At 71.6% G+C, this 26126-nt stretch carries 26 protein-coding genes and 1 tRNA gene; 10 read left to right on the top strand and 17 right to left on the bottom strand.

Features of this window, described 5'->3' with window-relative positions; all coding sequences use genetic code 11:
* Nucleotides 1-165: 165 nt before the first annotated feature.
* Entirely contained in the window at nucleotides 166-1023 is an 858-nt protein-coding gene (locus ACFYYW_RS01865; RefSeq protein ID WP_387643877.1) for a CPBP family intramembrane glutamic endopeptidase, read from the bottom strand.
* A 394-nt stretch (nucleotides 1024-1417) separates the two neighbouring features.
* Here ACFYYW_RS01865 and ACFYYW_RS01860 point away from each other — a divergent pair, with 394 nt between their 5' ends.
* On the top strand, nucleotides 1418-1660 hold the full coding sequence (locus ACFYYW_RS01860; RefSeq protein WP_387643875.1) for a hypothetical protein: 243 nt from the start codon (nucleotides 1418-1420) through the stop codon (nucleotides 1658-1660).
* Between the two features lie 30 nt (nucleotides 1661-1690).
* Here the strand turns inward: ACFYYW_RS01860 and ACFYYW_RS01855 are convergent, their stop codons facing one another.
* The 4 genes from ACFYYW_RS01855 to ACFYYW_RS01840 form a co-directional block, all read right to left on the bottom strand.
* Entirely contained in the window at nucleotides 1691-2626 is a 936-nt protein-coding gene (locus ACFYYW_RS01855; protein WP_387643872.1) for a phosphotransferase family protein, read from the bottom strand.
* A 133-nt stretch (nucleotides 2627-2759) separates the two neighbouring features.
* Nucleotides 2760-3239, bottom strand: a complete 480-nt coding sequence (locus tag ACFYYW_RS01850) for a hypothetical protein (protein WP_387643869.1) — start codon at nucleotides 3237-3239, stop codon at nucleotides 2760-2762.
* Between the two features lie 102 nt (nucleotides 3240-3341).
* Nucleotides 3342-5621 (bottom strand): hypothetical protein, encoded by a 2280-nt coding sequence (locus tag ACFYYW_RS01845; protein ID WP_387643867.1) that lies wholly within the window; start codon nucleotides 5619-5621, stop codon nucleotides 3342-3344.
* A 200-nt stretch (nucleotides 5622-5821) separates the two neighbouring features.
* Nucleotides 5822-6451, bottom strand: coding sequence for a TetR/AcrR family transcriptional regulator (locus ACFYYW_RS01840; RefSeq protein ID WP_352327455.1), 630 nt, complete (start codon nucleotides 6449-6451; stop codon nucleotides 5822-5824).
* 99 nt (nucleotides 6452-6550) lie between these two features.
* Here ACFYYW_RS01840 and ACFYYW_RS01835 point away from each other — a divergent pair, with 99 nt between their 5' ends.
* On the top strand, nucleotides 6551-7519 hold the full coding sequence (locus tag ACFYYW_RS01835) for an oxidoreductase (RefSeq protein ID WP_387643864.1): 969 nt from the start codon (nucleotides 6551-6553) through the stop codon (nucleotides 7517-7519).
* 41 nt (nucleotides 7520-7560) lie between these two features.
* On the opposite strand, the gene ACFYYW_RS01830 is transcribed toward ACFYYW_RS01835, so the two are convergent.
* Nucleotides 7561-7917 carry a hypothetical protein gene (locus ACFYYW_RS01830; protein WP_387643862.1) on the bottom strand — a complete coding sequence of 119 codons (357 nt, stop codon included), beginning with the start codon at nucleotides 7915-7917 and terminating at the stop codon, nucleotides 7561-7563.
* Here ACFYYW_RS01830 and ACFYYW_RS01825 point away from each other — a divergent pair.
* Complete coding sequence (locus tag ACFYYW_RS01825; protein WP_387643859.1) at nucleotides 7907-8269, top strand: response regulator transcription factor; 363 nt, start codon at nucleotides 7907-7909, stop codon at nucleotides 8267-8269. The two genes, ACFYYW_RS01830 and ACFYYW_RS01825, sit on opposite strands and share 11 nt — an antisense overlap.
* Before the next feature lie 28 nt (nucleotides 8270-8297).
* Here ACFYYW_RS01825 and selB read toward each other — a convergent pair whose 3' ends face one another.
* The 3 genes from selB to ACFYYW_RS01810 form a co-directional block, all read right to left on the bottom strand.
* Nucleotides 8298-10037 carry a selenocysteine-specific translation elongation factor gene (gene selB, locus ACFYYW_RS01820; protein ID WP_387643856.1) on the bottom strand — a complete coding sequence of 580 codons (1740 nt, stop codon included), beginning with the start codon at nucleotides 10035-10037 and terminating at the stop codon, nucleotides 8298-8300.
* A complete protein-coding gene (locus ACFYYW_RS01815; RefSeq protein ID WP_387645478.1) occupies nucleotides 10028-10438 on the bottom strand; it encodes a rhodanese-like domain-containing protein in 411 nt (136 codons plus the stop codon). Before ACFYYW_RS01815 ends, selB begins: the two co-directional genes overlap by 10 nt.
* 69 nt (nucleotides 10439-10507) lie before the next feature.
* Nucleotides 10508-10603: transfer RNA gene (locus tag ACFYYW_RS01810), tRNA-Sec, on the bottom strand.
* A 142-nt stretch (nucleotides 10604-10745) separates the two neighbouring features.
* Here ACFYYW_RS01810 and ACFYYW_RS01805 point away from each other — a divergent pair.
* Nucleotides 10746-11330, top strand: a complete 585-nt coding sequence (locus ACFYYW_RS01805) for a hypothetical protein (protein WP_387643853.1) — start codon at nucleotides 10746-10748, stop codon at nucleotides 11328-11330.
* Between the two features lie 38 nt (nucleotides 11331-11368).
* Here the strand turns inward: ACFYYW_RS01805 and ACFYYW_RS01800 are convergent, their stop codons facing one another.
* The 4 genes from ACFYYW_RS01800 to ACFYYW_RS01785 all read right to left on the bottom strand — a co-directional run bounded on the left by ACFYYW_RS01800 (nucleotide 11369) and on the right by ACFYYW_RS01785 (nucleotide 13655).
* Nucleotides 11369-11929 (bottom strand): hypothetical protein, encoded by a 561-nt coding sequence (locus ACFYYW_RS01800; RefSeq protein WP_352328425.1) that lies wholly within the window; start codon nucleotides 11927-11929, stop codon nucleotides 11369-11371.
* 206 nt (nucleotides 11930-12135) lie between these two features.
* Nucleotides 12136-12486, bottom strand: a complete 351-nt coding sequence (locus tag ACFYYW_RS01795; protein WP_352328424.1) for a hypothetical protein — start codon at nucleotides 12484-12486, stop codon at nucleotides 12136-12138.
* A gap of 51 nt (nucleotides 12487-12537) precedes the next feature.
* Nucleotides 12538-13092 (bottom strand): hypothetical protein, encoded by a 555-nt coding sequence (locus tag ACFYYW_RS01790; protein WP_352328423.1) that lies wholly within the window; start codon nucleotides 13090-13092, stop codon nucleotides 12538-12540.
* A complete protein-coding gene (locus ACFYYW_RS01785) occupies nucleotides 13089-13655 on the bottom strand; it encodes a MauE/DoxX family redox-associated membrane protein (RefSeq protein WP_387643848.1) in 567 nt (188 codons plus the stop codon). Before ACFYYW_RS01785 ends, ACFYYW_RS01790 begins: the two co-directional genes overlap by 4 nt.
* A 296-nt stretch (nucleotides 13656-13951) precedes the next feature.
* On the opposite strand from ACFYYW_RS01785, the gene ACFYYW_RS01780 reads away from it, so the two are divergent.
* Complete coding sequence (locus ACFYYW_RS01780) at nucleotides 13952-17593, top strand: WD40 repeat domain-containing serine/threonine protein kinase (RefSeq protein WP_387643845.1); 3642 nt, start codon at nucleotides 13952-13954, stop codon at nucleotides 17591-17593.
* A gap of 55 nt (nucleotides 17594-17648) precedes the next feature.
* Here the strand turns inward: ACFYYW_RS01780 and ACFYYW_RS01775 are convergent, their stop codons facing one another.
* Nucleotides 17649-18452: an alpha/beta fold hydrolase gene (locus ACFYYW_RS01775; protein WP_387643842.1), complete on the bottom strand. Its 804-nt coding sequence runs from the start codon at nucleotides 18450-18452 to the stop codon at nucleotides 17649-17651.
* 183 nt (nucleotides 18453-18635) lie between these two features.
* On the opposite strand from ACFYYW_RS01775, the gene ACFYYW_RS01770 reads away from it, so the two are divergent.
* Nucleotides 18636-19571, top strand: a complete 936-nt coding sequence (locus ACFYYW_RS01770) for a TetR/AcrR family transcriptional regulator C-terminal domain-containing protein (protein ID WP_387643840.1) — start codon at nucleotides 18636-18638, stop codon at nucleotides 19569-19571.
* A gap of 15 nt (nucleotides 19572-19586) precedes the next feature.
* Here the strand turns inward: ACFYYW_RS01770 and ACFYYW_RS01765 are convergent, their stop codons facing one another.
* Together ACFYYW_RS01765 and ACFYYW_RS01760 are read right to left on the bottom strand one after the other, a co-directional pair.
* Nucleotides 19587-20393, bottom strand: coding sequence for a sulfite exporter TauE/SafE family protein (locus ACFYYW_RS01765; protein WP_387643837.1), 807 nt, complete (start codon nucleotides 20391-20393; stop codon nucleotides 19587-19589).
* Nucleotides 20394-20631: 238 nt separating this feature from the next.
* The gene (locus ACFYYW_RS01760; protein WP_387643835.1) at nucleotides 20632-21489 is read right to left on the bottom strand and encodes an SDR family oxidoreductase; all 858 of its coding nucleotides are present in this window, start codon (nucleotides 21487-21489) and stop codon (nucleotides 20632-20634) included.
* Between the two features lie 71 nt (nucleotides 21490-21560).
* Between ACFYYW_RS01760 and ACFYYW_RS01755 the strand changes: the two genes are divergently transcribed.
* Nucleotides 21561-22325: a TetR/AcrR family transcriptional regulator gene (locus ACFYYW_RS01755; RefSeq protein ID WP_387643833.1), complete on the top strand. Its 765-nt coding sequence runs from the start codon at nucleotides 21561-21563 to the stop codon at nucleotides 22323-22325.
* 22 nt (nucleotides 22326-22347) lie between these two features.
* On the opposite strand, the gene ACFYYW_RS01750 is transcribed toward ACFYYW_RS01755, so the two are convergent.
* A complete protein-coding gene (locus ACFYYW_RS01750; protein ID WP_387643830.1) occupies nucleotides 22348-22956 on the bottom strand; it encodes a TetR family transcriptional regulator in 609 nt (202 codons plus the stop codon).
* Between the two features lie 71 nt (nucleotides 22957-23027).
* Between ACFYYW_RS01750 and ACFYYW_RS01745 the strand changes: the two genes are divergently transcribed.
* The 3 genes from ACFYYW_RS01745 to ACFYYW_RS01735 all read left to right on the top strand — a co-directional run bounded on the left by ACFYYW_RS01745 (nucleotide 23028) and on the right by ACFYYW_RS01735 (nucleotide 25840).
* A complete protein-coding gene (locus tag ACFYYW_RS01745) occupies nucleotides 23028-23906 on the top strand; it encodes an alpha/beta fold hydrolase (protein ID WP_387643827.1) in 879 nt (292 codons plus the stop codon).
* Between the two features lie 37 nt (nucleotides 23907-23943).
* Nucleotides 23944-24435 (top strand): SRPBCC family protein, encoded by a 492-nt coding sequence (locus ACFYYW_RS01740; RefSeq protein ID WP_387643825.1) that lies wholly within the window; start codon nucleotides 23944-23946, stop codon nucleotides 24433-24435.
* 61 nt (nucleotides 24436-24496) lie between these two features.
* Entirely contained in the window at nucleotides 24497-25840 is a 1344-nt protein-coding gene (locus ACFYYW_RS01735) for a protein kinase (protein ID WP_387643822.1), read from the top strand.
* Nucleotides 25841-26126 lie beyond the last annotated feature (286 nt).

Genomic DNA, 26126 nt, shown 5'->3' with positions numbered 1-26126 from the left:
TCAACGGTATCCAGACAGCCCTGGGGATGGATCCTCCCGGAGGAGGAGCCCCCCGTGGCTCACCTGCCTGGCAGCACGGGCGACGCCGAGGCGACCAAGCTGGTGGACGAGTTGCTGCGGCGGTCGCCGGAGTTCCGGTCGCGGAGGCCGGCGCCTCGGCACGGTCTAAGCTTCGGCAGGCCCGCGGACGAGCCGCGTCCGGCTCGGGCGCATCAGCCACACGGCGGCGGCCAGCGTGAGGATCCAGCCGATCACTTCGATGAGCAGGTGATCCGTGGCGTTGGGGACGGATTGCAGCAGGTACACCCGGACGCTGTTGATCGCTCCGTGCGTCAGAACCGCGGGCCAGACGCTCCCCGACCGCCGGCGAAGTGCGAGCAACAGCGGCGCCCATGGCAGCATGCCCGCGAAGTAGATGACGATGTCCCAGAGGGGTCGATCACCGATGACGGCCAGGACCGGCAGGTGCCAGACGATCCAGACCAGACCGCTGACGAGGGCCAGCGTCCAGAATCCCCATGATGCGGCGCGCGTCGCCAGCCATCCGCGCCAGCCGAACTCCTCGCCGATGGCGAGGACCGACTGCATGAGGAAGACCGGAACGATCCAGATGGTCGCCGCGAGGATCTGGTCGAGCGGGTTGAGCCGCCAGATCCCCGAGGCCAGCGCGACGGCGGTCTGGATCGCGGCGATCGCGGCGATGAGGCCGATGCCGATGCCGGCCCACTGGGGTGTGCCGCGCCACCTGGTGGCGAACGTCTCCCGGAACGTTCCGGGGCGTCGGGCGAGCCACATGATGATCGCTGCGAGCAGCGGGGACTGCTGCATGATCGGAGTGATCAGGTTGTAGAGGTCCGTCGGGACGAGCCGGAAGACCATCGGGACGGACAGCGCGAAACACAGCAGGACGGCGATCGCGAAGAACCACGTGACATCGACAACGGGTGATCCGGCAGAACGGGAACGCGTGGCGGACGCGGTCATGATGACCTCGATTCGTGCGCGCGTGAGGATCCAGCGCAATGAGTGATCTTGGTGGAGCGCGAGGCCGGGGTCGTCCGGTCGACGAGCGTGACGACGCTGAGAGGTATGAGACGGAGGAAACGCACAAGCTCGAAGCTTGGCCGGGCGGAATCGCTCCGGCCTCACCCGAAGGGGTGAACCTGGCACCGCCCGTCAGGATGGAATCCGTGACGAGCGACTCGCCATCTGCACGCCGTCAGGCACGTTCAGGTCCCGCAGGATGGCCCGGAATTGGGGCCGCTGTAGGTGACGTGCATGAGGTTTCCTCCAGCAGGGTGCTCGTTCGCCGGCGACGGCACGATCTGTAGGCTCTTGATCGGCGAGGTGCGGATATCCGACGCCGCTGCGCTTCTCATCGCGATTTCGTCTTGCTCGTGAATGAAGGAGTGTCGTCGTGACGATCAGCAGGGCTGTTCACGTGGCAGCCGGGTTGTTCCTGACCGGAGTCGGCTCGCTGATACTGCTGGCGTTCACCAGCCTGGCCATCGGCGTGCCCTTCGGGTTTTCGCTTGTTTGCGTGGCGCTGTTGAGCACGGGTCTGGTGGGCCTGCTCCGAAGTCGGTACAAGGAGTTTTTCGCAGGCTGGTTGCTCTGGGCTGCGACACTGACCACGTACACGGGAGTAGTGCTCTTTTAGGCGTCTCCGGGGGACGGAGGGCGCGGTCCCTCAGGACAGATCGGTCCAAGGAGCGGGTGGGGCTGAGGTGAAGAAGCGGAGCAGGCCGAGGAGTCGGCTGGCCGGAGGTGCGGTCCAGTGGCGTTCGCCCGGGCGCGGGACGGGTTGCGCCAGGCGTCCCAGCGCCCAGGTGAGGTGGAACCACAACACGCGAGCTTCCCAGGTCGGCGTGCCCGTGGCGCTTTCCTGGCCGGTTTCCTGCCGATAGCCGTCGAGCATGGCCGGGATGCCGGTGAGGGGCATCTTGGCGAAGTCGGCAGCGGGGTCGGCCCATTCGGCGTCGCCCCAATCCACGATCCCGTTGAGCTGAGCCGTGTGCGGGGAGATGAGCAGGTTCTGGGGCGCGATGTCGCCGTGGATCAGGACCGAAGGCGGGCTCGTGGGGAGATGTGGTGAGAGCCGGTCGAACCAGCCGGTGAGCCAGCGGGCGGTCTCGGCGTCGATCCAGCCGTCCTTCAGGAGGCGGCCGGTGAGCGCCCAGGGGTCCGCGTTGCCGTCGTCCGCGGGGACGCCGGCCAGGGCGGGTGCGGTGTCCGGAGTGAGCCGATGGAGTTTGCCCAGCTCCCGCCCGACTTGCCGGTAGAGACGTTCGGCGTCCGCGTCGGGGAGCTCAAGGCATGCGAGATCCGTTCCCCGCGTCCGGGTGAGCACCATGTAGGGGACGTCCACCACCGAGCAGGTGTCGTCGAACGCGACGATCTCCGGGGTGCGTACGCCGGCGCGCAGGGCGTACGGGATGACCGCGGCCTCCTTGGCCAGGTCGGGAAGGAACTGCTCGGTCCGCGGGATGCGCAGGACCAGGTCGTCGCCGAGCAGGAGGACATGGTTGGCCCCGCCTTGCGGGAGGGGCCGTACGCGCTCGGCGGTCGTCCCGAGCAGGCCGGCGATGGCGGCCAGGGTCGCGTCACTCGTCTCGTATCCCGGCATGATCCATCATGCTGGCACGGACGGTCAGGAACTGCGCAACTCACCCACCGCCGCAGAACCGGCCGGCGCCCAGGGGGCAGATGATCGAAGGGCGCGCGGTCGATGCGGCGTGCCGATGCTCGACCGCCGGCTCTCACGAGACTCTTGTCACCAGCACCGCCCACCTGGCATCGGCCGGAGCGTTGACCGTCAGCGTGTATGGTTCCGGTCTCGAGACAGGGTAATCACCGATCGTATACGTGATGTAACCCGAGGCGCACTGCCGCGACACCTGAAAACCCTCACTCATCACGATCGTCAGCTGCCCCTGGGAACCAGCACAATCCAAAGCGATCTTGTACGAGGTTCCCACCTTGAGCTTGCCGACCCACTCGATATCACCGCTGTCGGCGACATGATGCAACAGGACCTTGCCTTTCACCTTGGTCCGCAGATCGACCAGCTCCCGCGCCGGCGGAGGACTTGCCGACGGCGAAGGGGCGGGAACCTGTGCAGGCCGGCTCGGCTCCGCCGGTGACCGTTCCGAGCAGCCGGCGGCCATGACGAGCATGACCACGATGAAGCCGACCGGGAAGCGGCCGAGCCGACGAAGGCGAAGATCAGCAAGCATCACGCCGAGCACTCTAACGACCCGACACTCCCGAAACCTCAGTGCACGATCACGGGCAGACAGTGCCATCGGCGACTAATCGGATGAAACCCTCGAAAAAGAGGATCAAGTCATCTTCCGGTTCCGATGGACGATCTCCTTGTCGCCCTTGCCGGGATACGCCATGATCAGCAGCCGCTGCCCGCCCTCCGCCTCGCCCTTCCAGGGGAACCAGGCGTAGTGCACGCGGATGCGGTAGTGCCCCTTGCGCCCGTTGAGGGCGAGGTTGGGCAGCTCGGTGCCGCTGAGGTTGTCATTGAGCACGATCTTTCCGCCCGGGCTGTAATAGCCGACCTCGACCACCTTGTCCCAGCCCTTGGTCTCGACGGGCGGCCGGCGGGTGTAGGTCTCCAGGGTGACGCAGAGGTCGAAGTCGGGGTGGGTCATGACGGCCAGGATGCCGCGCGCGGAGGAGACCAGCCCGTTGCCGGGATCGATGTCCGGCCCGGTCTCCTCCTCTCCCTCCCCCTCGTACGTCTGCAGCACCCCGTAGTCGGTCCACTGCGGCTCCTTGATCCGGATCGCCCGGGCCGGCCTGGTGCGCGGGCGGTGGCGCGGCGTGGCGTCGCACATGGCTTGGGAGTCGGCCTCCATCGCCGCGATCTCCTTGTCCTGCTCGGCCTTCGCGGCCTGGACGATCGTGGTGGCGCTGGGACAGATGCCGTCCAGAGGATAGGTGAGGGACGCGCGGTCGATCTTCAGCCGGGCCAGCTCCCGTGGGTCGTTGCGGGTGTGGACGCCGCACAGGTGGCGTCCGTAGGCGAGCACGACCTGGTCGGGGGTGGTGTCGGGGAACACGTGCAGGCTCCCTGCGCGGTGGTCGCCGCGCAGGGAGCACACGAACTTCTGCTCGGCCGTCAGCTCGCGCGGCTCCGCCTCCCCCGTGTCGATCTGCCACGGCTCCGGCATGACGCAGTCCGTGACGGGGCCGCGGGCCATGTCCGCCGCGGGCAGCAGGCACAGGGCCACGGCCGAGGCGAGCCCGGCCAGAAGGACGTGGTGGCGGACGCGGTGAGCGGGCGGGGCGGCGTACAGGAAGAGCAGGATGAGGCCGGAGACGGTGAGCGCGAGGGCGTACCAGAGCGGGGAGATGCCGGGAGACAGGAGCTGGGCGCCGTCGTAGGGGACGGCGGCGCCCCGCGCGACGTAGAGGCTTTCCGGGTAGAGCCACAGCTCCCCGAAGAAGGTGGAGTGCTCCGATGTGAACGCGCTCACGGCGCCGACCCCGCCCAGCAGGAACAGGCTCAACGTCGTGGCGCGCAGTAACGTACGTCTCCGCCGCCGCACGGCCACGAGGATCAGCACCGCCGGCGCGCCGACGCCGACGAGGAGGTCCAGCGCGAACCAGTACGCGGTGGCCTCCGACCCGGTGTACTCGCGTACCGCGTCGCCCAGCACGTTCTTCGGTCCGAGCCAGAACGGCACCCCCCGCGCGAGGTTGACGGCCGCGGGCACCAGCGGGAGCACGACCGCCACGGCCGGCAGCGGCCACCGGCGGGCGCGCGCCTGCACGGGCTCCGTCCGGGGCGCGGAAGGCTGGGGCGTGCCCAGGTCGTGCGCGGACCGCGCCCACCAGACCAGCGAGAAGACCGAAATCGCGCCCAGGAGCGAGGGCGTCAGCAGCTTCCACGGCACCTCGTCCACGCCGCCGAACGCCACGATCGAGAGCGACCCGGACGAGAGCAGGGAGAAGAAGACCGCGATCACGCCGACCCGTACCGTCGCGCCGCTCCAGCGCGGGTCCCGCGCCTGCGCCACCAGCAGCGACGCCAGCCACACCGACCACAGGACGTCCAGCGCCCACGTCCAGTTCTGCCCGGTGAGGAGGTAGTCGCCCGTCTGGTACGTGATGGTGTTGACGACGTCGTGCGCCACGCTGAGCAGGCCGGTCACGAGCATGAGCACCCGTGGCCATCGGCGGGTGCTCCCCCGCAGCACGCGGAAGAACAGCCATATCGCCACGAGCTCGATCACGTCGGCGACCAGCGACGTCCACCACAGGTAGGGGATCGGCAGCCGCCAGGTCAGGAGGTACACGACCATGGCGTAGGAAGCGACCCGCAGCAGGCGCGCCTCCCGGCCGTGCCGCGCCGGGTCCCCGCGCAGCCGCCCGCGCGCCACCTCCCGGTACGCCCACGCCTGCACCGCCGCGATGGGCACCAGCAGGGCGGGCAGCCACGGCCACGGCCGGATCTCGTCCGCCATGTAGCCGTCCGGATCCGCGACGACTCTCCACAGAGGGACGAGGTCGCCGGTGACCAGTCCGACGACGGCGAGGACGATCACGACGGCCAGGTAGAGGGCCGCGACACCGGCGGCGAGCCGGCCGAAACGATGGCGGCGCATGAGGCACTCCGAGGCGGGGGGTGAGGAGTAAAGCGCCCAACCCTACTGATCTCCGGCCAAGTGGATCAAGAGCCAATGCGCGCACGTACCGGTGCGACCGTCCTGCCGGCGGGCGGAGGAGATCTTCGGCAAGCTCACCTCACCGCGCAGAGCTGACGCCGGGGGGGGCGACGGCAGCGGCCGCAACCGGGCCTGCTTCCTCACTCGCCGCCCGGCTCATCGTCGCGCCCTGGCCGTAGGGCGCCCGCGCGCACGGCGGCGAGCGTGACGCGCACCGCCTGGTCGGCGATCGCGTCGTCGACGGGTTCGGCCGTGATGAGCAGGCGCAGGTAGATCGGCGCGGCGAGGGTCTTCAGCACTTCGGCGGGATCGGTGTCCCCGGGCAGCTGGCCGCGCTCGACGGCACGCCTCAGCACCGGCTCAGCCCTGGCGAGCCGATCGTCGAACACCAGCCGGCGGGCTGCGGCGATCTCCGGAAGGTGAGCCGCCCCCGTGAACATGGCGGCCAGGATGGCCTGCCCGGCCGGGCTGGTGAACGCCTGGACGATCGAGCGCGCCAGCGCCCGCAGGTCGGTCTCGATCGCGCCGGTGTCGGGCACCGGGATGTCCGTCGCCATGTGTTCGGCCAGGGCGTCGATGAGCAGGCTCTCGCGGTCCTTCCACCGGCGGTACACCGTTGTCTTGTGGACCCCGGCGCGTTGGGCGACGTTCTCGACGGTCAGCGCGGCATAGCCCTTGTCGACGAGCTCGGCGAGCGTGGCGGCGTGGACGGCGGCGCGTACCTTGACGCCGCGGCCGACCGGCCGGGCAGGGGATGGACCAGACCGCATTGCAACTCCAAGTTGCGATATTCGAGGGCGAATGACAGGATCAATCTATCGCAACTCAAAGTTGCGATGCGCTGGTCCCTTCCTCTGAGGTGGCACATCATGCACATCCCTCCCGCCTGGACCTTCCACGCCATCCCCGACCAGACCGGCCGGGTCGTGGTGGTGACCGGAGCCAACAGCGGCATCGGCTACATCACCGCCCGCGAACTGGCCCGCCGCGGCGCGCACGTCGTCCTGGCCTGCCGCGACCCCGGACGGGGCCGACGCGCGCTGACCCGCATGCAGGGCGAGGTGCCCCGCGCCCGCCTGGAACTGCGCCAGGTGGACCTGGGCAGCCTGGCCTCCGTCCGCGAGTTCGCCGCCGGGTGGGACCGCGGCCGGCTCGACCTGCTGGTGAACAACGCGGGGGTGGCGATGGTGCCGTACGCCCGGACCGCCGACGGGTTCGAGTCGCAGTTCGGCATCAACCACCTGGGCACCTTCGCCCTGACCGGCGTGCTGCTGCCGCATCTGCTCGCCGCGCCCGACCCGCGGGTGGTCACCGTCAGCAGCGAAGGTCAGCGCTTCGCCCGCTTCGACCTGCGCAACCTCAACGCCGAGCGCAGATATCGCACGGCGTTCGCCTACGTGCAGTCCAAGCGGGCCAATCTCTACTTCGCCATGGAGTTGCAGCGCCGGGCCGACGCTGCCGGGCTGCGGCTGCGCAGCATGGCCGTCGCTCCCGGGCTCACCCGCACCAACGTGCTCACCGGCGGCGCCAACAGCGGCAGAGGACGACTGTACGCGACCGTCACGCGCCTGCTGGTGCGCGCAGCCTTCCGCCCGACGCCAGAAGGGGCGAAGACCTCGCTGTACGCGGCGACGGTACCGGACCTGTCCGGCGGCAGCTACATCGTTCCAGACGGGCTGCTGCAACTGCGCGGCGAGCCCGTACGCCGCACTCGCGAACGCGCCATCCGCGACACCGACACGGCCGCTCACCTGTGGCAACTGTCCGAACGCCTGACCGGAGTCACCTACGCCCTACCAGAGTGCACGGCGACCAGCCGTACTGACCACAGAGGTTAGGCCCGGGGCGGTGGCACTCCCCGCCACTGCCCCGGGTGTCGTCAGACGTCGCGCCGCTTCGCCGTCACGACGGCGATCGCGAGGAGGACGAGGCCGAAGGCCGCGTAGTAGGCGAGGGCCCACCACGGGTCGAGCAGCGACGTCGACGGAGGTGGGGCGGGTGGGCCTGGGGGTGCCGCGGCGGGAGCCGGGACGCCGATGAGGAACTGCTTGCCGACGTTGAACGGGAGCCACCGGTGGATGTCGGCGCCGATGCCGGGGATCGCCGGGACGAGCGACTCGGCGAACATCGCGTAGCCCGGCAGCAGGGTCAGGGCGGCGGCGGTGTGCCTGACGAGCGCGCCGACCGCGACCGCCATGACGGCGGCGACCGCGTAGTAGGCGGCGATGCCGGCCACGTTCCGCCAGTCGGCCCCCGTGTCCAGGGCGAGGTCGGCCTCCGGCGCCAGCAGGGCCGCGGCGCCGAGCGACCCGAACGCGGAGATCAGGCCGAGCGCACCGGCCGCGGCCGCCGAACGGCGGCAGCCCTCCAGGATCGACGCCGCCCGCAGACTCCTCGGCGAGCTGACCGACCGCGAGCACGAAGTCGTCCTCGCCGTCGCCCGCGGCCTGTCCAACCGGCAGATCGGCCGCGAGCTGTCCATGACCGAGACGACCGTCAAGGCACACGTCAGCCGCGCGCTGGCCAAGCTGCGGCTCAGCAACCGGGTGCAGGCGGCGGTCCTGGTCCACGAGGCCGCCCTCCTCTGACCCGCGGGCCCGCAGGTGGACGGGTGCGTCAGCGCCCCACGGGCGGGACGCAGATCCGGGAGTCGTTGTCGACCCGCCGGGTGTGCCCCCGGGCGTCGAGGTACTCCAGGAGCGGTACGGCGACGCGGCGGCTCGTGCCCAGGGCCGTGCGGGCCTGGCTGACGGTGAAGGGCGCGGGCAGCGTGCTCAGCACGGCGACCGCCAGCTCCGGCGCGTCCGGCAGGAGGACGACGTTCCTCCCGATGTGCAGCAACGCAGCCGCGCGCATGGCCGCGCCGAGGGCGGCGCCGGTCAGTCGCAGCTCGGTCAGGCGCTCGGCGGTGGGGGCGTCGAAGGGACGGCCGGCGAGGTCGCTCCGCAGCCGGGCGACGGCCTGCTCGACCTGCGGCGGCATCGGCGCCCGCGCCCGGTCGCCGTTGACGATCACCCCTGCTCTGATCGTCAGCGGCTCGGCGACCAGCGCCCGTGCCAGCCGCCGGTCGGGCAGGCCGAGCAGCCGGGCGGCGGCCTCCACCGTGATCCCCTGGTCGTGCTGCGACACCTGCTCGCTCAGGCGGCGCCGCAGCTCGGACCAGTGGCCGGGGTCGGCGAACCAGTCGCCCGTCACCGGCGGCCCGTCAGGGGCGGCGCCCATCGCGGTCAGCTCGGCCCGGCTCAGCAGTCCGTGCCAGCGCAGCAGGTCGGCGGCGGCGGGCACGGTGACGCCGGCGAGCGCGGCCCCTCTGACCGCCGCGGCTCCCCGTCGCCGCAGGGGGGCCGGCCGCACGTCGAGGACGCGCACCCCCGCCACGATCATCCGGCGGCCGGGATCGCGGAGCAGGCCGTGGTCACCGCCTCTGAGCGGCAGGGGCCGGGCGAGGGTGAGACGGGCCGTGCCCGCGCCGAGAGGGCGCACCCGGGCCGGAACGGCGGCGGAGCCCAGATGGAAGACGAGTTCCCGGCCGACGTCCGCGCCGGGCTCCAGGCGCACGTCCGCCGACCGGGTGGTGATCCAGGCGTCCGGGGTCAGCAGCGGGGTGCCGCGTTGCAGCGCGTCCCGATCGGCGCCCCTGACGTTGACGGCGACGCGAGCCGTCGCCGGCACCGCGTCGCGCCGCTGGTTGAGCGTCTGAAGGCCGCGGACCTGGAGCCGGTGCGACCCGGCGAGCAGTTCGTCGCCCACCCGCAGCGTGCCGTGCGTGAGCGTGCCGGTGACGACGGTCCCGGCCCCGGTGACGGTGAACGCCCGATCGATCCACAACCGCACCGGGCCGTCCCGGCGCGGTTCCGGGAGCCCGGCCGCGAGCCGGTCGAGCGCGGCGGACAACTCGGGCAGGCCCTGGCCGGTCCGGGCGCTGACGGGGACGGCGTCGATCCCCGCCAGGCTCGTCCCTTCCAGGTGGAGGCGGGCCTCCTCCAGCGCCGGTCCGGGATCGGCGAGGTCGGTGCGGGTGACTGCCAGCAGGCCGTGCCGGACGTCCAGGGCGTGCAGGGCGGCCAGGTGCTCGGCGGACTGGGCCCGCCACCCCTCGTCCGCCGCCACCACGAACATGACCGCGGGGCACGGGCCGACGCCGGCGAGCATGTTGGTGACGAACCGCTCGTGCCCGGGAACGTCGACGAACGCCACCTGCCGGCCGGAGCCGAGCGTGGTCCAGGCGAAGCCGAGGTCGATGGTCATGCCCCGGCGTCGTTCCTCGGCCCAGCGGTCAGGCTCCATCCCGGTGAGCGCGCGGACCAGGGCCGACTTGCCGTGGTCCACGTGCCCGGCGGTGGCGATCACCCACATGCGCGCTCGGCGGCCGTCGGCCTCGGGTCCGTGCCCGGTTCGCCCGGACCGCGCGGCCGGGTGAGGGCGGCGGGACGGCTCACCCTCAGCCCGTCCGCGATCCACGCCTGGAAGCCGCCGATCACGTCGGTGGCGTTCGCCAGCCCGATCTGCCTGAGGGCCGAGGCGGCGAGGCTGGAGGAGTATCCCTCGTCGCACAGGATGATCCAGCGGATGTGCGCCGAGGTGGCCTCGGGGATTCGCGCGTCGCAACGGGGATCGAGCCGCCACTCCAGGTGGTTGCGTTCGATCACGATGGCGCCGGGCACCTCGCCGCCGCTGCGCCGCTGGAACTCCGGGCGGGTGTCCACGATGTAGGCCTCACCACGACTCGCCGCGGCGAAGGCCTCGGCAGGCGGCAGGCGGCGCAGCCCGGCACGTGCCCGAGCCAGTAACGCGTCGATGCTCAGCAGGACTCCAGGGGTGAGGTCTGGCGGAGGCGGACGGGAATCGAACCCGCCGCGCCGAGATGCTCGGCGCCATCGGTTTTGAAGACCGAGGGGGCCACCAGGCACCCGGACGCCTCCGCTGGTGATCTTAGCCCGCTCCGGGGCTCCGATTGAAGATCCTTTTTTGCGCCGAGCCGCTCACCAGCAGCCGGTGACCACGGCGCCGAAGGTGATCCACTGGCGTCTGGCCACCTCCGGCACCGAGGTGTACAACTGGATAATGATCTTCAAAGGTGTACGCAGGGGATCGATCTGGGCGGCGGTGGTGGCGCTGCTGCCGTCCTTGACCGCTTGTGCCGCCGGGGAGGCCGACGCGCGAACGGCGGCGCAGTCGGCCGGCCGGCCGGGAAGCCTGGCGAATCCGCGGGTGCTGAACTGCGCGAACCGCAACGGCGAGTTCCCCGGAGAGAAGACGGCGAGCCGCGCGGCCGAGCCGGACGACCTCGTGGTGGGGCCCTTGCTCATCCCCGGGCTGCTCGCGTGGGGCGACGCCCGGGCCGAGCAGTACGGGAGCGGCCACAAGTTCAAGGTCGGCGCGCTGGTCAGGAAGGGCAGGACGATCACGGTGTCCATCCCGGCGAAGTTCCACGACAGCGCGGGCCTGCTCTACTCCGAGCCGTCCAGGAACGCCCGCACCCCGGCCGAGGCCGATCACTCGGTGTCCTTCACCGCCTGCTCCGACCACGACACGATGTTCGTCGGCGGCTTCTACGTGAAGGAGCCCAGGTGCGTCCCGCTGGAGTTCCGGGTGCCGGGCGAGCCCGTCGTCCGGCGTGAGATCTCCTTCTTCAACGGCGCCTGCTGACCTTCGACGCGCCGCCCGCGCGAGCGGCGGGCGGCGCGTCAGCCCAGGAACGACGAAGCGACGACGCCGGCGAACGCGACCGTGAGCAGGCCCAGCATCAGCCGCCTGACCGGCTTCTCCTTCTCCATGAGCCAGTCGATCAGCCACATCGGCTCAGGGATCTCCACCAGGTCCTTCGACGGCGGCACGATCGCGACCAGCGCGAAGCCCGGCCAGGTGAAGCCGATCGCGTAGGCGAGACCCGCCCACCACGGCACCAGCCCGAACAGCGTGACGCCGAGCGCCGCCCAGGTGAGCGAGGTGACCCTGAACGTGGTCAGGACCAGGCCGGTGTCCAGCCCCCACAGGAGCGCGCCCCTGGCCGGGCCGAACCGGTAGAAATGCTGCTGCGGAGTCTGGCGCCGCCACATGGGCGTGCGCAGCCCGAACAGGCCGGAGTCGATGACCAGGCAGGCGAGCATCACCGTCGCCGCGGCGAGCTTGGCACCCGTCCCCGGCATTCCGCCGAACAGGCCGGAGCCGAGCAGATGCACCAGCCCGTACGCGAGCGGCGCGGAGAGGCTGAAGCCGAGCATGAGCATGAGGATCGGCCGGTACATGGGCTTCTCCCCGGGAACTCTCCCCTGGACCAGGGGGCGGAGGTATCCGACGAAAGAAAGGCCTCAAAAGCTGAACAACTGCGCGAAGCCCGCGCTCGCGATGAGCAGGAGCAGCGCGAAGGTCAGCCAGGTGTCAAAGGACACGACATCCTCCATCCGGAGTGGCCGGCCGCGGACGTCGCGCCGGACCGGCCACCCGGTCGCTGTCAGCAGCCGTTGGCGTTGACGGTCCAGCCGGCCGAGCAGATGAACGGGCCCGAACCACAGTCGGCGCCCTTGGTGCACTCACCGCAGGCGTACTTCCGCTGGTACGGCGCCGAGCCGCTGCAGCACTGCCACACCTTCATGCTGTAGCCGGACGGGCAGACGTACTGCCCGCTGCTGTTGGTCTTGCAGAAAGTGTTGGGAAGGGCGAGGTTGCAGCAGCGCCAGTTGCCCGCCGCCGCCGGCTTGGTCATCAGGGTCGCGCCCGCGACAGCGCCGATGGCCGCGACACCGACCCTGCCCATCCAGCCGAGGAATCCGCGCCGGCCCGACGCGTCGGGTCCGTCCGACATTTTGTTGAGATGATCCATGCTGGCCCTCTCTGGCCGTGGGGTGAAATCGGATCAGTGCCGTACGGAGGGCTTGCCGGCCAGGTGGTGCTTGTAGGGAACAGGGGCGGCCGCGTACATCTGCCTGACCGTCGGCACCGTGTGGGCCCGTGTCAGCTTCCCCTCGGTGACGTGGAGTGCGACGGGTGTGATGTCGAGCCCGATGCTGCCGACGATGCTCTCGTCCTCGTCGAGGACGACCCGGTCGCCGTACAGTCCGAACTCGGCGATGAACTCGTTGCCGTCCCCGGACACCGGGACGACCACGACCCACATCGATGGCGGCACCGCTCCCCCGCGCAGCGCCGACGCCAGGTTGTGGCAGGTCTCGCACTTGTTGGACAGGAACAGCACCATGGCCCGCTCGGCCTCGTCGAGGGCCGCCGGCAGGCCGAAGCGGCTCGGCGGGGCACCCTCCAGGGTGCCCAGCTCCACCGGGGTGGGCTTGTCCTCCATGTCGAGGTAGCCCCGGATCTGCTTGACCTGCTGGAAGAGCTCCACCTGCGCGCCGATCTGGACGAACAGCACCACGGCCAGCAGGCAGATCACGATGAGCAGCACCGTCGTCATGCGGCGTGCACCTCCGCTTCGGGTTGGGTGGGGTCGGGAAGCACCATCCGGTCCTCCCGCAGCGGGCGCAGCAGGCGCAGTTCGGCCCTCAGCTTCCAGGCGACCATGGCCAGCAGCGCCACGGCCAGGCCGAGCAGGCCCTCCTGCCCGGTCCAGGTCGGCGGGTTCGCCTCGGCCAGCACGACGAGCGCCAGCCACAGCGGGAGGTACAGCACCTGGCGCCAGCCGAGCACCGCGCCGCCGTTCCCGAAACAACCGCACTTGATCTTCTCGCCACGGCTCAGCGCGCGGATCCCGGCGCCGGCGAACGCCATCGACAGCAGCACGATCAGCACGCGGGGCCACAAGGCGGCCGGCGCCACCGTCAGGCCGATCACGGCCAGCATCTCGACGGCGATCACCGCGATCGCGGCATGCCTTCCCAGAGCCGCCGGACCGAGTTGGGCGATGGTCCGGCCGAGTTCGCGGTGGGTTATGGTCTTTGACAGTGTCGCTATCAGGAAAACCACGATGAGTATGACCTGAGCAGCGGCTCCGGTCGCAACTGCCGCATTCAGATTCATCCGTCGCTCCCGTCAGGGTCGGATGAACGAAAAGTATGGTACCGGCCTTAAATGATCAACTCTTGACAAGATCGATTTCGCGGGATAGCCGGGAATTCACGGATTGACCCCGGCGAGCGGATCGTCGTCGCCCACGGCACCGCGAACGTCGCCACCGCCGCCCCGATGCGCGCGCGTCCCCGAACCCGCCATCGCCCGGCCGACCGCGCGATCCCAGTCCGGAGCCGGGACCGCCTGACCCTGCTCATGAACGGCCGGCGTACCGGCACGCGCCTCCCTTGACCCAGAATTCGCATATGTCGCCTGTTCCGCTCACCCCTTCGGATCCGCACCGGCTCGGTGACTACTGGCTGGCCAGACGGCTCGGCGCAGGCGGGCAGGGCGTGGTCTACGAGGCCTACGACGAGGCGGGCCGGCGGGTGGCGGTCAAGGTGCCCAGGCTGAGCGACGCCGCCTCGCGCGCCCGGCTCAGCAAGGAGGCGGCGGCCGCCCAGCGGGTGTCGTCGTTCTGTACGGCCCGGGTGATCGAGGCCAGAACCGACGTCGCCGAGCCGTACATCGTCAGCGAGTACGTGCCCGGACCCACGCTGCGCCAGGTCGTCACCGAGGCCGGGCCGTACGGAGGCGACGCGCTGCGGCGGCTGGCCATCGGCGTCGCCACCGCGCTGACGGCCATTCACGAGGCGGGCGTCGTCCACCGCGACCTCAAACCGGACAACATCATCCTGGGCCCCGGCGGACCGAGGGTGATCGACTTCGGGGTGGCCCGGGAGGCCGGGCCGCTGACGACGACCGGTCCGATCATGGGCACGCCCAACTACATGGCGCCGGAGGTCTTCACGGGGAGCGGAGCCGCGGCGGCCGCCGACCTGTGGGCCTGGGCGCTGGTCGTCCTGTTCGCCGCGCTCGGCCGCGACCCGATCCCGGGGCAGGAGCCGCTGTCGGTGGTCAACACCGTGCTCGGCTTCCGGCCCGATCCCGGCGTGCTGCCCGAGCCGCTCGACGGGCTGGTCACGGCGGCGACCTCCAGGAATCCGGACGAACGGCCCTCGGCCAGAACAGTGCTGCTCGGCCTGCTCGACGTCCGCGACGACGTCCACCACGACGTCCGCCACGACGCCCGCGACGACGCCCGTGACGGCGACCGGCTGGACGACCGGCTGCTGGCGGCGGGCGGCGACGCCGCCGCGGCGGTGCGGGCGCCGCTACCGGCCGAGCCCGATCTGGGCACCATCGCGGAGGAGCTGTTCGGGGAGCTCTCCGACGGCGAGCGGACCCTCGCACCTGATCTCTTCCTCCGGATGGTGGGCCTCACGGAGGAGGACGGCGAGACCGTCAGGCACGTCCCCCGCGACGAGCTTGAGGCGACCGGGCCGGTCGAGTCGCTGTTGTCCCTGTACGTGGCCGCCGGCCTCATCACCGAGGTCGACTCCGCCTACACCCTGGCCAGCCCGGCCCTGATGCAGGCCTGGCCGCGGCTGCGGCACTGGGTGGCGGACAACCGCGAGGGCCTGCACGTCCACCGGCGGCTCACCGCGGCCGCCCGGTTCTGGGACGAGCACGGCCGCAAGCCCGCCGACCTGCTGCGCGGCTCCGGCCTCGACAGGACGCTGGGCTGGGCTTCCGCCGAGCGCCGGGACATCGCGCTGCGGGCGCTGGAGCGCGAGTTCCTCGACGTCTCGGCCAAGCAGGCCAGGCGGCAGTCCAAACGCCGCGGCCTGATCGCGGTCACGCTCGTCGTCCTGCTCGTGGCGACGCTCGGCGGGCTCGGCCTGGCGGAGCACCTGCGGGAGGTCTCCAGCCGCCAGCGCGACGAGGCGACGGCCCGGTCGCTCCTGCTGCGCGCGGCGGACCTGCGCCGGCGGGACCCCCGGCTCGCCATGCGGCTGAGCGTGGCGGCATGGCGGCTCAGCCCCTCGATCCCCCAGTCGCGCGGCGGTCTGTACGACTCCCTGTCGGACGACGGACTCGACTCGTTCACCGATCCGGACGTGACCGCCGGCACCGTCTACGCGACCAGCCGGGACGGGCGCACGCTGGTGAGCGTCCGGGCCGGTCTGGTGAGGATCTGGGACGTACGCGAACACCGGAAGGTGCGCGAGTTCCCGGGCGTGAGCCCTACGGCGGTGATGGGGGCGCTGAGTCCCGACGGCCGAGTCCTGGCGGTCCAGGACGACCACGAGGTGCGGTTGTGGGACGTCCCGACCGGCACGGCGATGGGGAACGGCTTCGCCGGCGGGGCGAGCCAGGGCAACGCGGGCAGATTGGCGTTCGACCCCGCCGGACGGTTCCTCGCCGTCCCCGACCTTTCACGCAGCCGCACCGGCGCGCACTGGTGGGACGTGGCCACCCGTCGCCAGCTCCGCGCCGGCTCCGGCGCGGGCGTGGACGCCGTGAACGCCGACGGCACCCTGGGCGTCGTCTACTCCACCGGAGGCGGACGGGCGGAACTGTGGGCGCTGAGGACGAACCGAGCGCTCCGGGCGGACTGGCTGCCGCAGAAGAAGGACGTCCAGAGCGCCGTGTTCAGTGAGGACGGCCGGACACTGGCCGTCACGGCCGCCGTCCCGCATCCGCCTGGTCAGGCTGGTGTGGCGGGAAACAGGCTCCTGTTGCGAAGTGTGCCCTCGGGAGCCGCGCTCAAGGGGGACGGAGGGGGGCCGGCAGGCAAGATCTACTCCTTCGGCTACGGCGACCGGTTCCTCGCCTACGAAGGTGAGGGGGCGAAGAGCCTGACCGTGATGCGACTGAGCGACGGCCAGATGGTCCTGCAGCGCGAACTCGGCGCGCCGATCGACCAGGTCCGTTTCGACGAGCCGGACCACGTCATGAGGGTCCGCCTGGCGGGCACCGTGTCGACGATGGACCTGCGGAGCCTGGACGACCGCCCCGCGCTGCCCGGAACGGCTGGGGGAAGGGCCCTCCTCGGGCCCGGGGGGCGGGTGCTCGCCCTGTACGGAGCCGGCCGGGTGCGGTTGTGGGACGTGGCCGGCCGGAGAAGTCTCGGTCCGCCGATCGACGTGGGCGAAGGGACGTTGCACCGCCCTGCGCTCGCTTTCAGCAGCGATGGGAGAAGACTCGCCATCGGCGGCACGCCACGGATGGCCGGCTCCTCCGGGTCCCCTGTCGGGGTGATGATCGTGGACACGTCCACGGCCCTGCCGGTCAGCTCTTTCGGGGTCGCGAACAAGCAGGCGAACAGCGTCGACGGTCTCGCCTTCAGTCCTGACGGCGCCACGCTCGCAGTCGCCCCCGCCCGCGAGGCCGTGGACGGGGCCATGCCCTTCCCGCTCGAACTGTGGACTCTGTCCTCCTCCACCGTGCGGACGGTGAAGGACGTGCACGGGTCGGCGAACATGGCCTTCCGTCCTGACGGGAAGCTGCTGGTGGCCGGGTTCGCACCGGAGATCACGCTGGTGGATCCGCTGCGCGGCGCCCGGTTGCCGCGGCCGGAAGGCGCGGGAAGCCTGCCCGGCGGACCGTACGCGTTCAGCCCTGACGGTGGACGCGTGGCCGTCAGCATGGAGGCCGAGCCGCTGTCGCTCTGGAGTCCGGATTTCACCGGCACCAGCGGCCTCCGGTTCCCGGCCGTGGGTGACGGCGGGATCTACACCCTTGTCTGGTCCGCGGACGGACGGACCATCGCCACGTACGCGGCCGGCGACAGAATCCGGCTGTGGGACGCGGACACCCGGCAACCCCTGGGGACGATCTTCGACGGCCATGTCGACGTGGGCTTCGAGAGCAGCGCGACGCTGGCGTTCAGCGCGGACGGCCGGACGTTGTTCAGCGCCACGCCGGACGGCGTGGTGCGCGCGCATCCCCTTGACGGCGAGCGAGCCGCCACGGCGGTCTGCGACCGGGCACGCGGACCGTTGAGCCCCGCGGAGTGGAAGAGACACCTCCGCGAGATCGAGTACGTCAACACCTGCGAATAGGCCACCGTCCGATCAGACGGGCCGCGACGACCCAGGCGATGCCGGCTCCCGCTCGTCACGCGGAGGTGACGTCGAGCGTTCGCAGGAAGTCCTGGAGCGCGCCGATGAAACCCGCCGGGTCCTGGAGGTGCACGAAGTGGTCACCGTGGAGGGTCACCAGCCGGGTGTGCGGCCGCCGCTCGGCCATCTCGTGCGCCTGACCGCAGGTGATCGGGCTGTTCTCACCCACCACAAGCAGCGCGGGGACGTCGGTCGCCAGCCAGTCGGCCCAGTGGTCGCCCCAGTTGGAGCGTTCCGACTCGACCGTGTCGCGGGGATGGAACGGCAGGCGCCAGCGGCCGTCCGGCAGGTGCCGCAGGCGGCCCGCGAACATCGGACCCGCTGCGCCGAGCCCGGCCACCAGCTCGTCACGGGTGGCGGCCTCGTACGGACTGGACAGCAGGAAGTCCAGACGGCTCGGACCTGAGACGACGGCGCCGATCTCCTCGACGACCAGGGCGCGGACGAGCGCCGGGTGACGGGCGGCGAGCTGGTAGGCGTTCAGTCCGCCCAGAGAGTGCCCCAGAGCCACGACCGGGCCGGCGTCCAGGTGCTCCAGCAGGGCCGCGAGGTCGGCGACGTACCCCTCGCGGGAATAGTCCGCGGCTCGGTCCGACTCGCCGTGCCCTCGCTGGTCGGGCGCGATGACCCGCCAGTGCGGGCCCAGCTCGGCCGCCAGGCCGCTCCAGGTCGCGCCCTGGTCGAGATGTCCGTGCAGGGCCAGCAGGGGCCGGCCGGGGCCGCCGAAGTCGAGGTAGGACAGGTGGCGTCCGTCCAGTTCCAGTGCTGCGCGTACCGGGGTGGGGATCGCGCTCGGCATCTCGGTGCTCCGCTCGTCTCGGTCTCCGGCCAGGGGGTTCCGGCTGGATGTGTGCACCGTAGACTGCGCAGGTGCCCATGGCCAAGCGCGCCCTAGTGCACCTGGTTCAAGTGGGATGATGGGGCCGGATCAACGGCCGGCCCGAGCTTGGGTGCACTAGTGCGGCCCCATGGAGGGAGTCCTGTGACGAGCCCTGCCGAGTCCTCCGCCGATCCGCCCTTCCTGCGCATCGCCGCCGAGCTGCGCCGACGCATCGAAGGCGGCGAGCTCCGCCCCGGTGATCTGCTGCCCTCCACGCGGCAGATCGTCCGGGAGTTCGGCGTCGCCATGGCCACGGCCGGCAAGGCGCTGACCGCTCTGCGGCAGGCCGGCCTGGCGCGGCCGGTTCCCGGGGTCGGCACGGTCGTCGACACCCCGGGCGTCTCCCCGAGGACGCCGCACGACCGCAGACGTCCGGCGGCGTCCTTGGACCGGGGCCGGATCGTCCGCGCGGGGTCGGCCATCGCGGACGCCGAGGGGCTGGCCGCACTGTCCATGCGCCGCCTCGCCGCCGAGCTGGACGTCACCACCATGGCCCTCTACCGCCACGTGGCCGGCAGAGAGCAGCTGATCCTGCTCATGGCCGACGCCGCGTTCGGCGAGTTCCCGCTTCCGGAGCCCTTGCCGCCCGGCTGGCGCCACCGTCTGGAGACGGCGGCCAGGCAGCAGTGGGCCATGTATCGGCGTCACCCGTGGCTGGCTCAGGCCGTCTCCTTCACCCGCCCCCTGCTCGCTCCCCGCGCGATGGTCCACAGCGAGTGGATGATGCGCGCCCTGGACGGGCTCGGCCTGGACCCGGCCACCAGCCTGCACATCCACGCCTGCGTGGCCGCCTACGTCCGAGGGGTGGCCGCGGACCTGGAGTCCGAGGCGGCGGCCGCGGCCCACTCGGGGATCACCGGCGAGCAGTGGATGGACACCCGCGGCACACCGGCGCTGACGGGCCCTTCAGGCGGAACGGCGTTCCCGAACCTCGCCCTCGTCCCCCTTCGTTCGCTCGACCTGGACACCCTGTTCGAGTTCGGGCTCCACCGCCTCCTGGAGGGCATCGCGGCGCTGATCGCCTCGCCGCCGCCCTGACGACGTCGTCCAGGCTCAGATCCCGGCGAGCAACAAGATCGCCGCGACGACGATTCCGCCCTCGATGACCAGCACGAGGGTCCGGGCGTTCATCCGGGCGACGGTTCTCCTGCCCAGCCACGCGCCGGCGACGACGGCCGGGGTGAGCGCCAGGCCGAGGAGGAGCACGTGGACGGACAGCAGGCTGCCCGCGCCATAAGCGACGATCTTGGTCAGGTGGATGACCAGGGAGGCGGCAGCCTCGGTGCCGATGTACGCGCTGCCGATGACGCCCTTGACGAGGAAGAACGGGGCCGCGAGCGGCCCTGCCGCCCCGAACAGGGCTGAGGCGAGTCCGCAACCGGCGCCGACGGCGGCGAACGTCCTGTCGGCCGGCACCGCCGGGGCCGGCCGGAACCGCCGCCAGAGGACGGTGACGACGAGAAACGCGCCGAGCACGCGCTTGAGCGGTTCGACCGGCACGTAGGGCAGCAGGAGACCGCCGGCCAGGGCGAAGGGGACGGCGCCCAGGGAGTACCACGTGATGAGCCGCCACCGGACCGCGCGCCGGTTGAACCAGACGCGGCCGCCGTTGCTGGCCAGCTGAGTCAGTGCGAGGGTGGGCAGGGCCACCTGAAGACCGAACAGGGCGGTGAGCGCGATCAGCATCAACACGCCGCCACCCACGCCGCCCACCGACGACAGCCAGGCCAGAGCGAAGGCCAGCACCGACGCGGTCAGCAGCGCGGGGACGAGACCGGCGGACGGCTCGAGAAACGGTGCGCTCTGCCGCGGAATCCCACCGGGCAGATGCTGGATGAACAGGACAACGGTCGGGCACACCAGGAGGCCTCTCCGGCTCCCGCGCTCGCGGGAGGCACGACCTCCAGGCTTTTGCCCCTTCAGTTGACCGGTGACCACCCGAGCCGCCGGCGGTGTCGCTCGGACCAAGCCCGCCGGACCCGCGTGGAACGGGGCCGGCGGCGGAACCCTAGACACTCACCTGGCACCGTACCCTCCGGCGGGGGTCGTCGCGGAGTGCCGGTCACGAAGTGCGGGCACGCAGCGGTGACGAGTTCTTCTAGCGGAAGTCCTCGGCATGATCCCGCGCCCACTGCGCGAACGTCCGCGGCGGGCTGCCTGTCACGGACTGCGCCGTGGGCAACGGACCCAGGGTGCTCGGATCGAAGTCCGTGCTGCCGGCCGGGTCAGCCGGATTGCCGTCGTAGTCGGTGAATCCCAGCAGGAAGTCGGCGGCCTCGGCGGCGAATCCGCCGATCTTCAGGTAGATGTCGCGCGCCTGCGCCGGAGTGACCTCCTCGAACCTCACCTCTTCGCCGAGCGCGTCGGCGATGGCTCGGACCTGGCCGCGCAGGCTGATCAACTCCGGGCCGTTGATGTCGTACGCCTTGCCGTGATGCCCCTCCTCCAGCAGGGCTTTCAGCGCCACGTCGGCGACATCCCGCTCGTGCACGGGAAACCAGGCCGCGTCCGGGTTCGCGTCCCGCACCAGCCGCTCGGCCCGGATCGACGGCCCCCACAGCGAGAGCTTGTTGGCGGCGAACTCGCCCGGCCGCAGGTGTGTCCACTCCAGACCGGACTCCTGAACGGCCTGTTCGACCGGCGGATGGAAGGTCGTGTCGAACCCGCCGCTCACCGCGCCCGACGAGAGCACGACGATCCGCCGCACGCCGGCCCGCTTCGCGCGTTCGACGATCCCCTTCGCCGTCGACGGCTCCGGGAACAGGAACATCCGGTCCACGCCGTCGAACGGCACGCTGGCCGGCTCGGTGAGATCTCCCTGGACGACCTCCGCGCCGGGCAGCCGGGCCCGGCCCGGGTCCCTGGTCAGCGCCCGTACCTGAATGTGGGCCTCGACCAGGCCCGCTGTCACCTGCCGCCCGACGTTCCCCGTCGCCCCGGTCACCAGCACTCGCACGCCCGTCCTCCTTTTCCGTACGCTCTACGGATAAAACGTTACCGTACGATCTACGGAAAAGGGGAGGCTTGATGGAACGCAGCGGCGGTGGAGACCCTCGGGAGACCTTGCGCCTGCTCTGGCGTTCCCCGCAGGCTCGATCGGGCCGCGGCCGGCCGCCCAAGGTGTCCCTGGACAAGATCGTGGCTGCGGCCATGGCGCTGGCGGACCGGGAAGGACTGGCCGCCATGACCATGGACCGGCTCGCCGCGTCCCTCGGCGTCGGCACGATGACGCTCTACACCCACGTGCCCGGCAAGGCCGAACTGGTCGACCTGATGGTGGACGCCGCCTGGCAGGAGCTCGACCTGACCCGATCAGGCTCCTGGCGGGACCGGATCGAGCACTACGCGAAGCAGAACACGGCCCTGCACGAACGCCACCCGTGGCTGCGCATGGTGTCGACCGTACGACCGCCCCTGGGGCCCGGCCTGCTCGCCAGGGCCGACTTCCTGCTGGCCGCTCTGTCCATGACCGGGCTGTCCGCCGCCGAGACGTCCGCGGCGAGCGACTCCATCGTCACCTTCGTCGACGCCGCGGCCGCCACCCTCGCCGAACACACCCATGCCGAGCGGCTCAGCGGCCTGTCCGGCGACGACTGGTGGGCCGCCCGCCAGGAGTTCTGGGAGACCACCTTCGACCCGGCGCGCTACCCGGCGATCGAACGGACCTGGCACGACGGCGGCCTCGACCGCAGCGCGGCCGAGGCCGCGGTGCGCGCGTTCGACCTCGGCCTGCGTGCCCTGCTCGACGGAATCGCCGCGACGGCCCAGCGGAACCGCCGGGCGGCCGGCTGATCTCCCCAGGGGCTCTGATCGGCTAGCCCTGTCCGGCGACGGTCTTGCGCAGGGTCTCGATCCACCAGTCGAGCAGGCGATCGCGGGCGGTGTCGTCCAGCCCGACGCTCCGGCGGAACTCGTCGCCGAACAGCGGCTCCGTCGCGACGGCCTGGTGCAGCGCGCACACGGTCAGCTGGATCGCCTCGCGGGACGGCGGCGTCCGCCCGGCGGCCTCGCACTGCTGCCGGGCCTGGGCGTGCAGCCGGTCCACCACCTCGTCCAGCATCCCGCTCCCGGTGTCCCGCCAGCCGGAACGGTGCAGCGCGAGCGCCAGTTCGGCGTAACCACCCGCGTACAGCGCGGCCAGCGTGCGCACCAGCTCGGCGGGATCGATCGGGGCGCCCGCCCACGTGTCGAGCACGACGTGCAGTTCGGCCTTCAGTTTGGCCCCGCCGAATCGCAGCAGCGACTCCAGCAGCCGGTCACGCGTGCCGAAGTGGTGGTTGACCGCGGCGTCGGACACGCCGACCTCCGCGGCGACGGCGCGCACCTGCACGGCGGCGGGGCCGCCCGCGGCGAGCAGCCTGCTCGCCGCCTCGAGGATCAGCCGCTTGGCGTCCTCGGGCTGACGTCGTACTCGGGCGGCCATGCGCCCACCTTACCTTGACCGGTCAAGGCAGCCTCCCTTACCTTGAGTGCTCAAGGTAAGGGAGGCGGCGCATGCGGGGACACTTGGCGATTCCGGCGATGACCGAGCTGGCGGCGGCACTGGGTGTCGCGATCGACGATCCGGCTCCGCCCCGCGAGATCCACTTCTCCCGGGCGGGCTGCCGGTTGCACGCGTTCGACTGGGGCGGACCGGGATCCCCGGTGCTGCTGCTGCACGGCGGCGCGTTGACCGCCCACACGTGGGACTTCGTCTGCCTCGGCCTGCGCGGCGCCGCCCGGCTGGTCGCGCTGGATCTGCGAGGTCACGGCGAGAGCGGCTGGTCCGGCGACTACCGCCTCGGCACCCTCGCGGCCGACGTCGTCGCCGCGGCCGACCATCTCGGCTTCGACCGGGTCCAGCTGGTCGGCATGTCGCTGGGCGGCGTCGTCGCGGCCCAGGTCGCCGACGAGCATCCCGGCCGGGTGGAGCGGCTGGTGCTCATCGACGTCGCACCCGGCGTGGACTTCGACAGCACCTGGCGGGTGCGGACGTTCATCGGCGGGCTCGGCCCGGTGCGCGATCTGGAGACGGTGGTGGAGACCGCGATGCGGGTCAATCCACGCGCCCACCGGCCCAGCGTCGCCTACCGCATGAGCACGCTGTTCCGCCGCGCACCCGGCGGCGGCTGGGTGCCGAAGGGCGATCCGCGGCCTCCGGACTTCCCCGCCATCCTGGCGGCCATCGAGCGGCTGCCCGACCGGCTGAGCAGGACGCCGGTGCTTCTCGTGCGCGGCGGACGCAGCAGGGTGCTCCCCCAGGCCACCGCCGAACGCCTGGTCGCGCACGTCCCGGACGGCGAGCTCGTGGTCGTGCCGGACGCCGGGCACAACGTCCAGGAGGACAACCCGGCCGCCCTCATCAGCGCGTTACGCGCCTACCTGACACGCTGACCATGACAAGGCCGGACCGCGAAAGGAGAACCAGCGCATGTCCGCACGGACGTTCGAGCTCACCACGATCCCCTCGGTGAAGGTCGGCATGCTCATCCGCCGCCCCGCCCGCGAGGTGTTCCAGGCCATCGTGGACCCCGCCGTCACGAGCAAGATCTGGTACACCAGGAGCAGCGGGAGGATGACCCCCGGCGCCGAGCTGACCTGGGAATGGGAGATGTACGGGGTGTCGACCCGAGCCTCGGTCCAAGATGTGGACGAGAACCGCCGGATCCGCTTCACCTGGGGCAACTACTCGCCCGACGCCCCCACCACGGTCGAGTTCCATTTCATCCCCATGCCCGACGACACCACCTACGTCCAGGTCACCGAGACCGGGTTCACCGGCACCGGCGACGAGCTCGTCCAGCAGGTGACCGACTCCACCGGCGGCTTCACGTTCCTGATCAGCGCCCTCAAGGCGCTGCTGGAGCACGACGTCGTCCTCGGCCTCGTCGCCGACGCCCACCCGAGCGGCCTGTCAGCCTGAAGGAACAGGCATCATTGCACCATCCTTTTGTCCTGTCCGTTCATGTGTCGCAGGGAGCCAGATGGATCAGCTGGTGGAGGACGATCCGCGCACGCTGGGGCCGTACGAGCTCGTCGCCCGGCTCGGCGAGGGCGGCCAGGGCGTCGTCTATCTGGGACGCGCCCCCTCCGGCCGGCAGGTGGCCGTCAAGCTGCTGCACAACGGCCTGCTGACCGATCCGGGCGCGCGCGCCGGGTTCCTGCGGGAGGTCGAGATCGCCCAGCGGGTGGCCAGGTTCTCCACCGCGCCCGTGCTCCACGCCGACCTGGCGGGCCGGCGGCCCTACATCGTCACCGAGTACGTGCCCGGCCCCTCGCTGCGTGACCTGGTCGCCACCGAGGGACCACGGCAGGGGGCCGCGCTGGAACGGCTGGCGATCAGCACCGCCGCCGCGCTGGCCGCCATCCACCGGGCCGGGGTGCTCCACCGCGACTTCAAGCCGGCCAACATCCTCATGGGGCCCGAGGGCCCGGTCGTGATCGACTTCGGCATCGCCCGGGCCCTGGACGCGCCGGGCAACACCTCGACGGGCCCGCTGATGGGCACGCCGTCCTATCTGGCGCCCGAGCAGCTCGGCGGCGAGCAGGTGACGGCCGCGGCCGACGTCTTCGCCTGGGCCGTCACCATGGTGTTCGCCGCTTCCGGGCGGCCCGCGTTCGGCGCCGACTCCACCCCCGCCGTGATCAACCGCATCCTGAACGAGCAGCCGGCCGTCTCCGGGCTGGACGGCGTCCTGCTCCGGCTCGTCACCGCCGGCCTGTCGAAGGACCCGGCCGCGCGGCCGAGCGCCGACGACCTGGTCGCCGGGCTGACCTCGCGCTCAGTCGTACCGGAACCGGCCGCCGGGTCTCCCCCGCCGCCGGAGCCTCAGGCCGGTCGGGGGCGGCGGCGCGCGCTGCCGGCGGCGGCCGCCGCGACGGCTGCGCTGCTCGTCGCGGGCGGCGTGCTGTTCTTCGGGGACGGCCCGCCCGCGCCGCCCCCGGCCACGATCGGCTCGGTCGCGCCCCCGTCGGCCGGCATCACCACCTCGGCTCCGGCCGCGGTCACCGCCTCACCGCAGGAGGCCAGGAGCACCGCGCGGCGCACGTCGTCCCCGCCGGCCACGTCGGCCACGTCGGCCCCGCCGGCCACGCAGCGGGCCCGGCCCGGGAGCTCGGCCCCCGCGACCCGGCCGGCCAGGACGGGCGACCCGGTGAGCAGCCGCGTCGACGACGGCTCGGCGCCCCACCCGACGCCTGCCAGGAACACGGAGAAACCGCCGGAGCCCACGCGCGAGCCGCCTCGGCAGACCACCCAGCCGCCCGCCCAGCCGCAGCAGCCGTCCCCGCTGGAGAACCCGTTCACCTGCATCCCGTCGATGTGCTGACGCGCGGACCAGCACGCGATGAAATTGGCGGAATCTCCGGTGTCGTCATGCATTGACCTGACTTTGAAGTCGATGCATTGTTGCTACTGCCTGTCCCTGTCCGGTGCGTTGCCGTGACGAGGCCGGGCGGCGCTTTGAGCCAGTGCTGTGGGGGGCCTGGCCGCTGACGGTCGCGCCAAGGGGGGGCGGCTACCGGGACGACGACGGATTCACCGCACAACGGTCCTTCCCGCTGTCGACCCCCATTCTTCATCTCCGGAAGACGACTTCACCTGTACGCGGCGCC

Source organism: Nonomuraea sp. NPDC001831, from assembly GCF_042892035.1.
Taxonomy (GTDB): domain Bacteria; phylum Actinomycetota; class Actinomycetes; order Streptosporangiales; family Streptosporangiaceae; genus Nonomuraea.
This window is presented reverse-complemented; position numbering and strand designations above follow the sequence as displayed.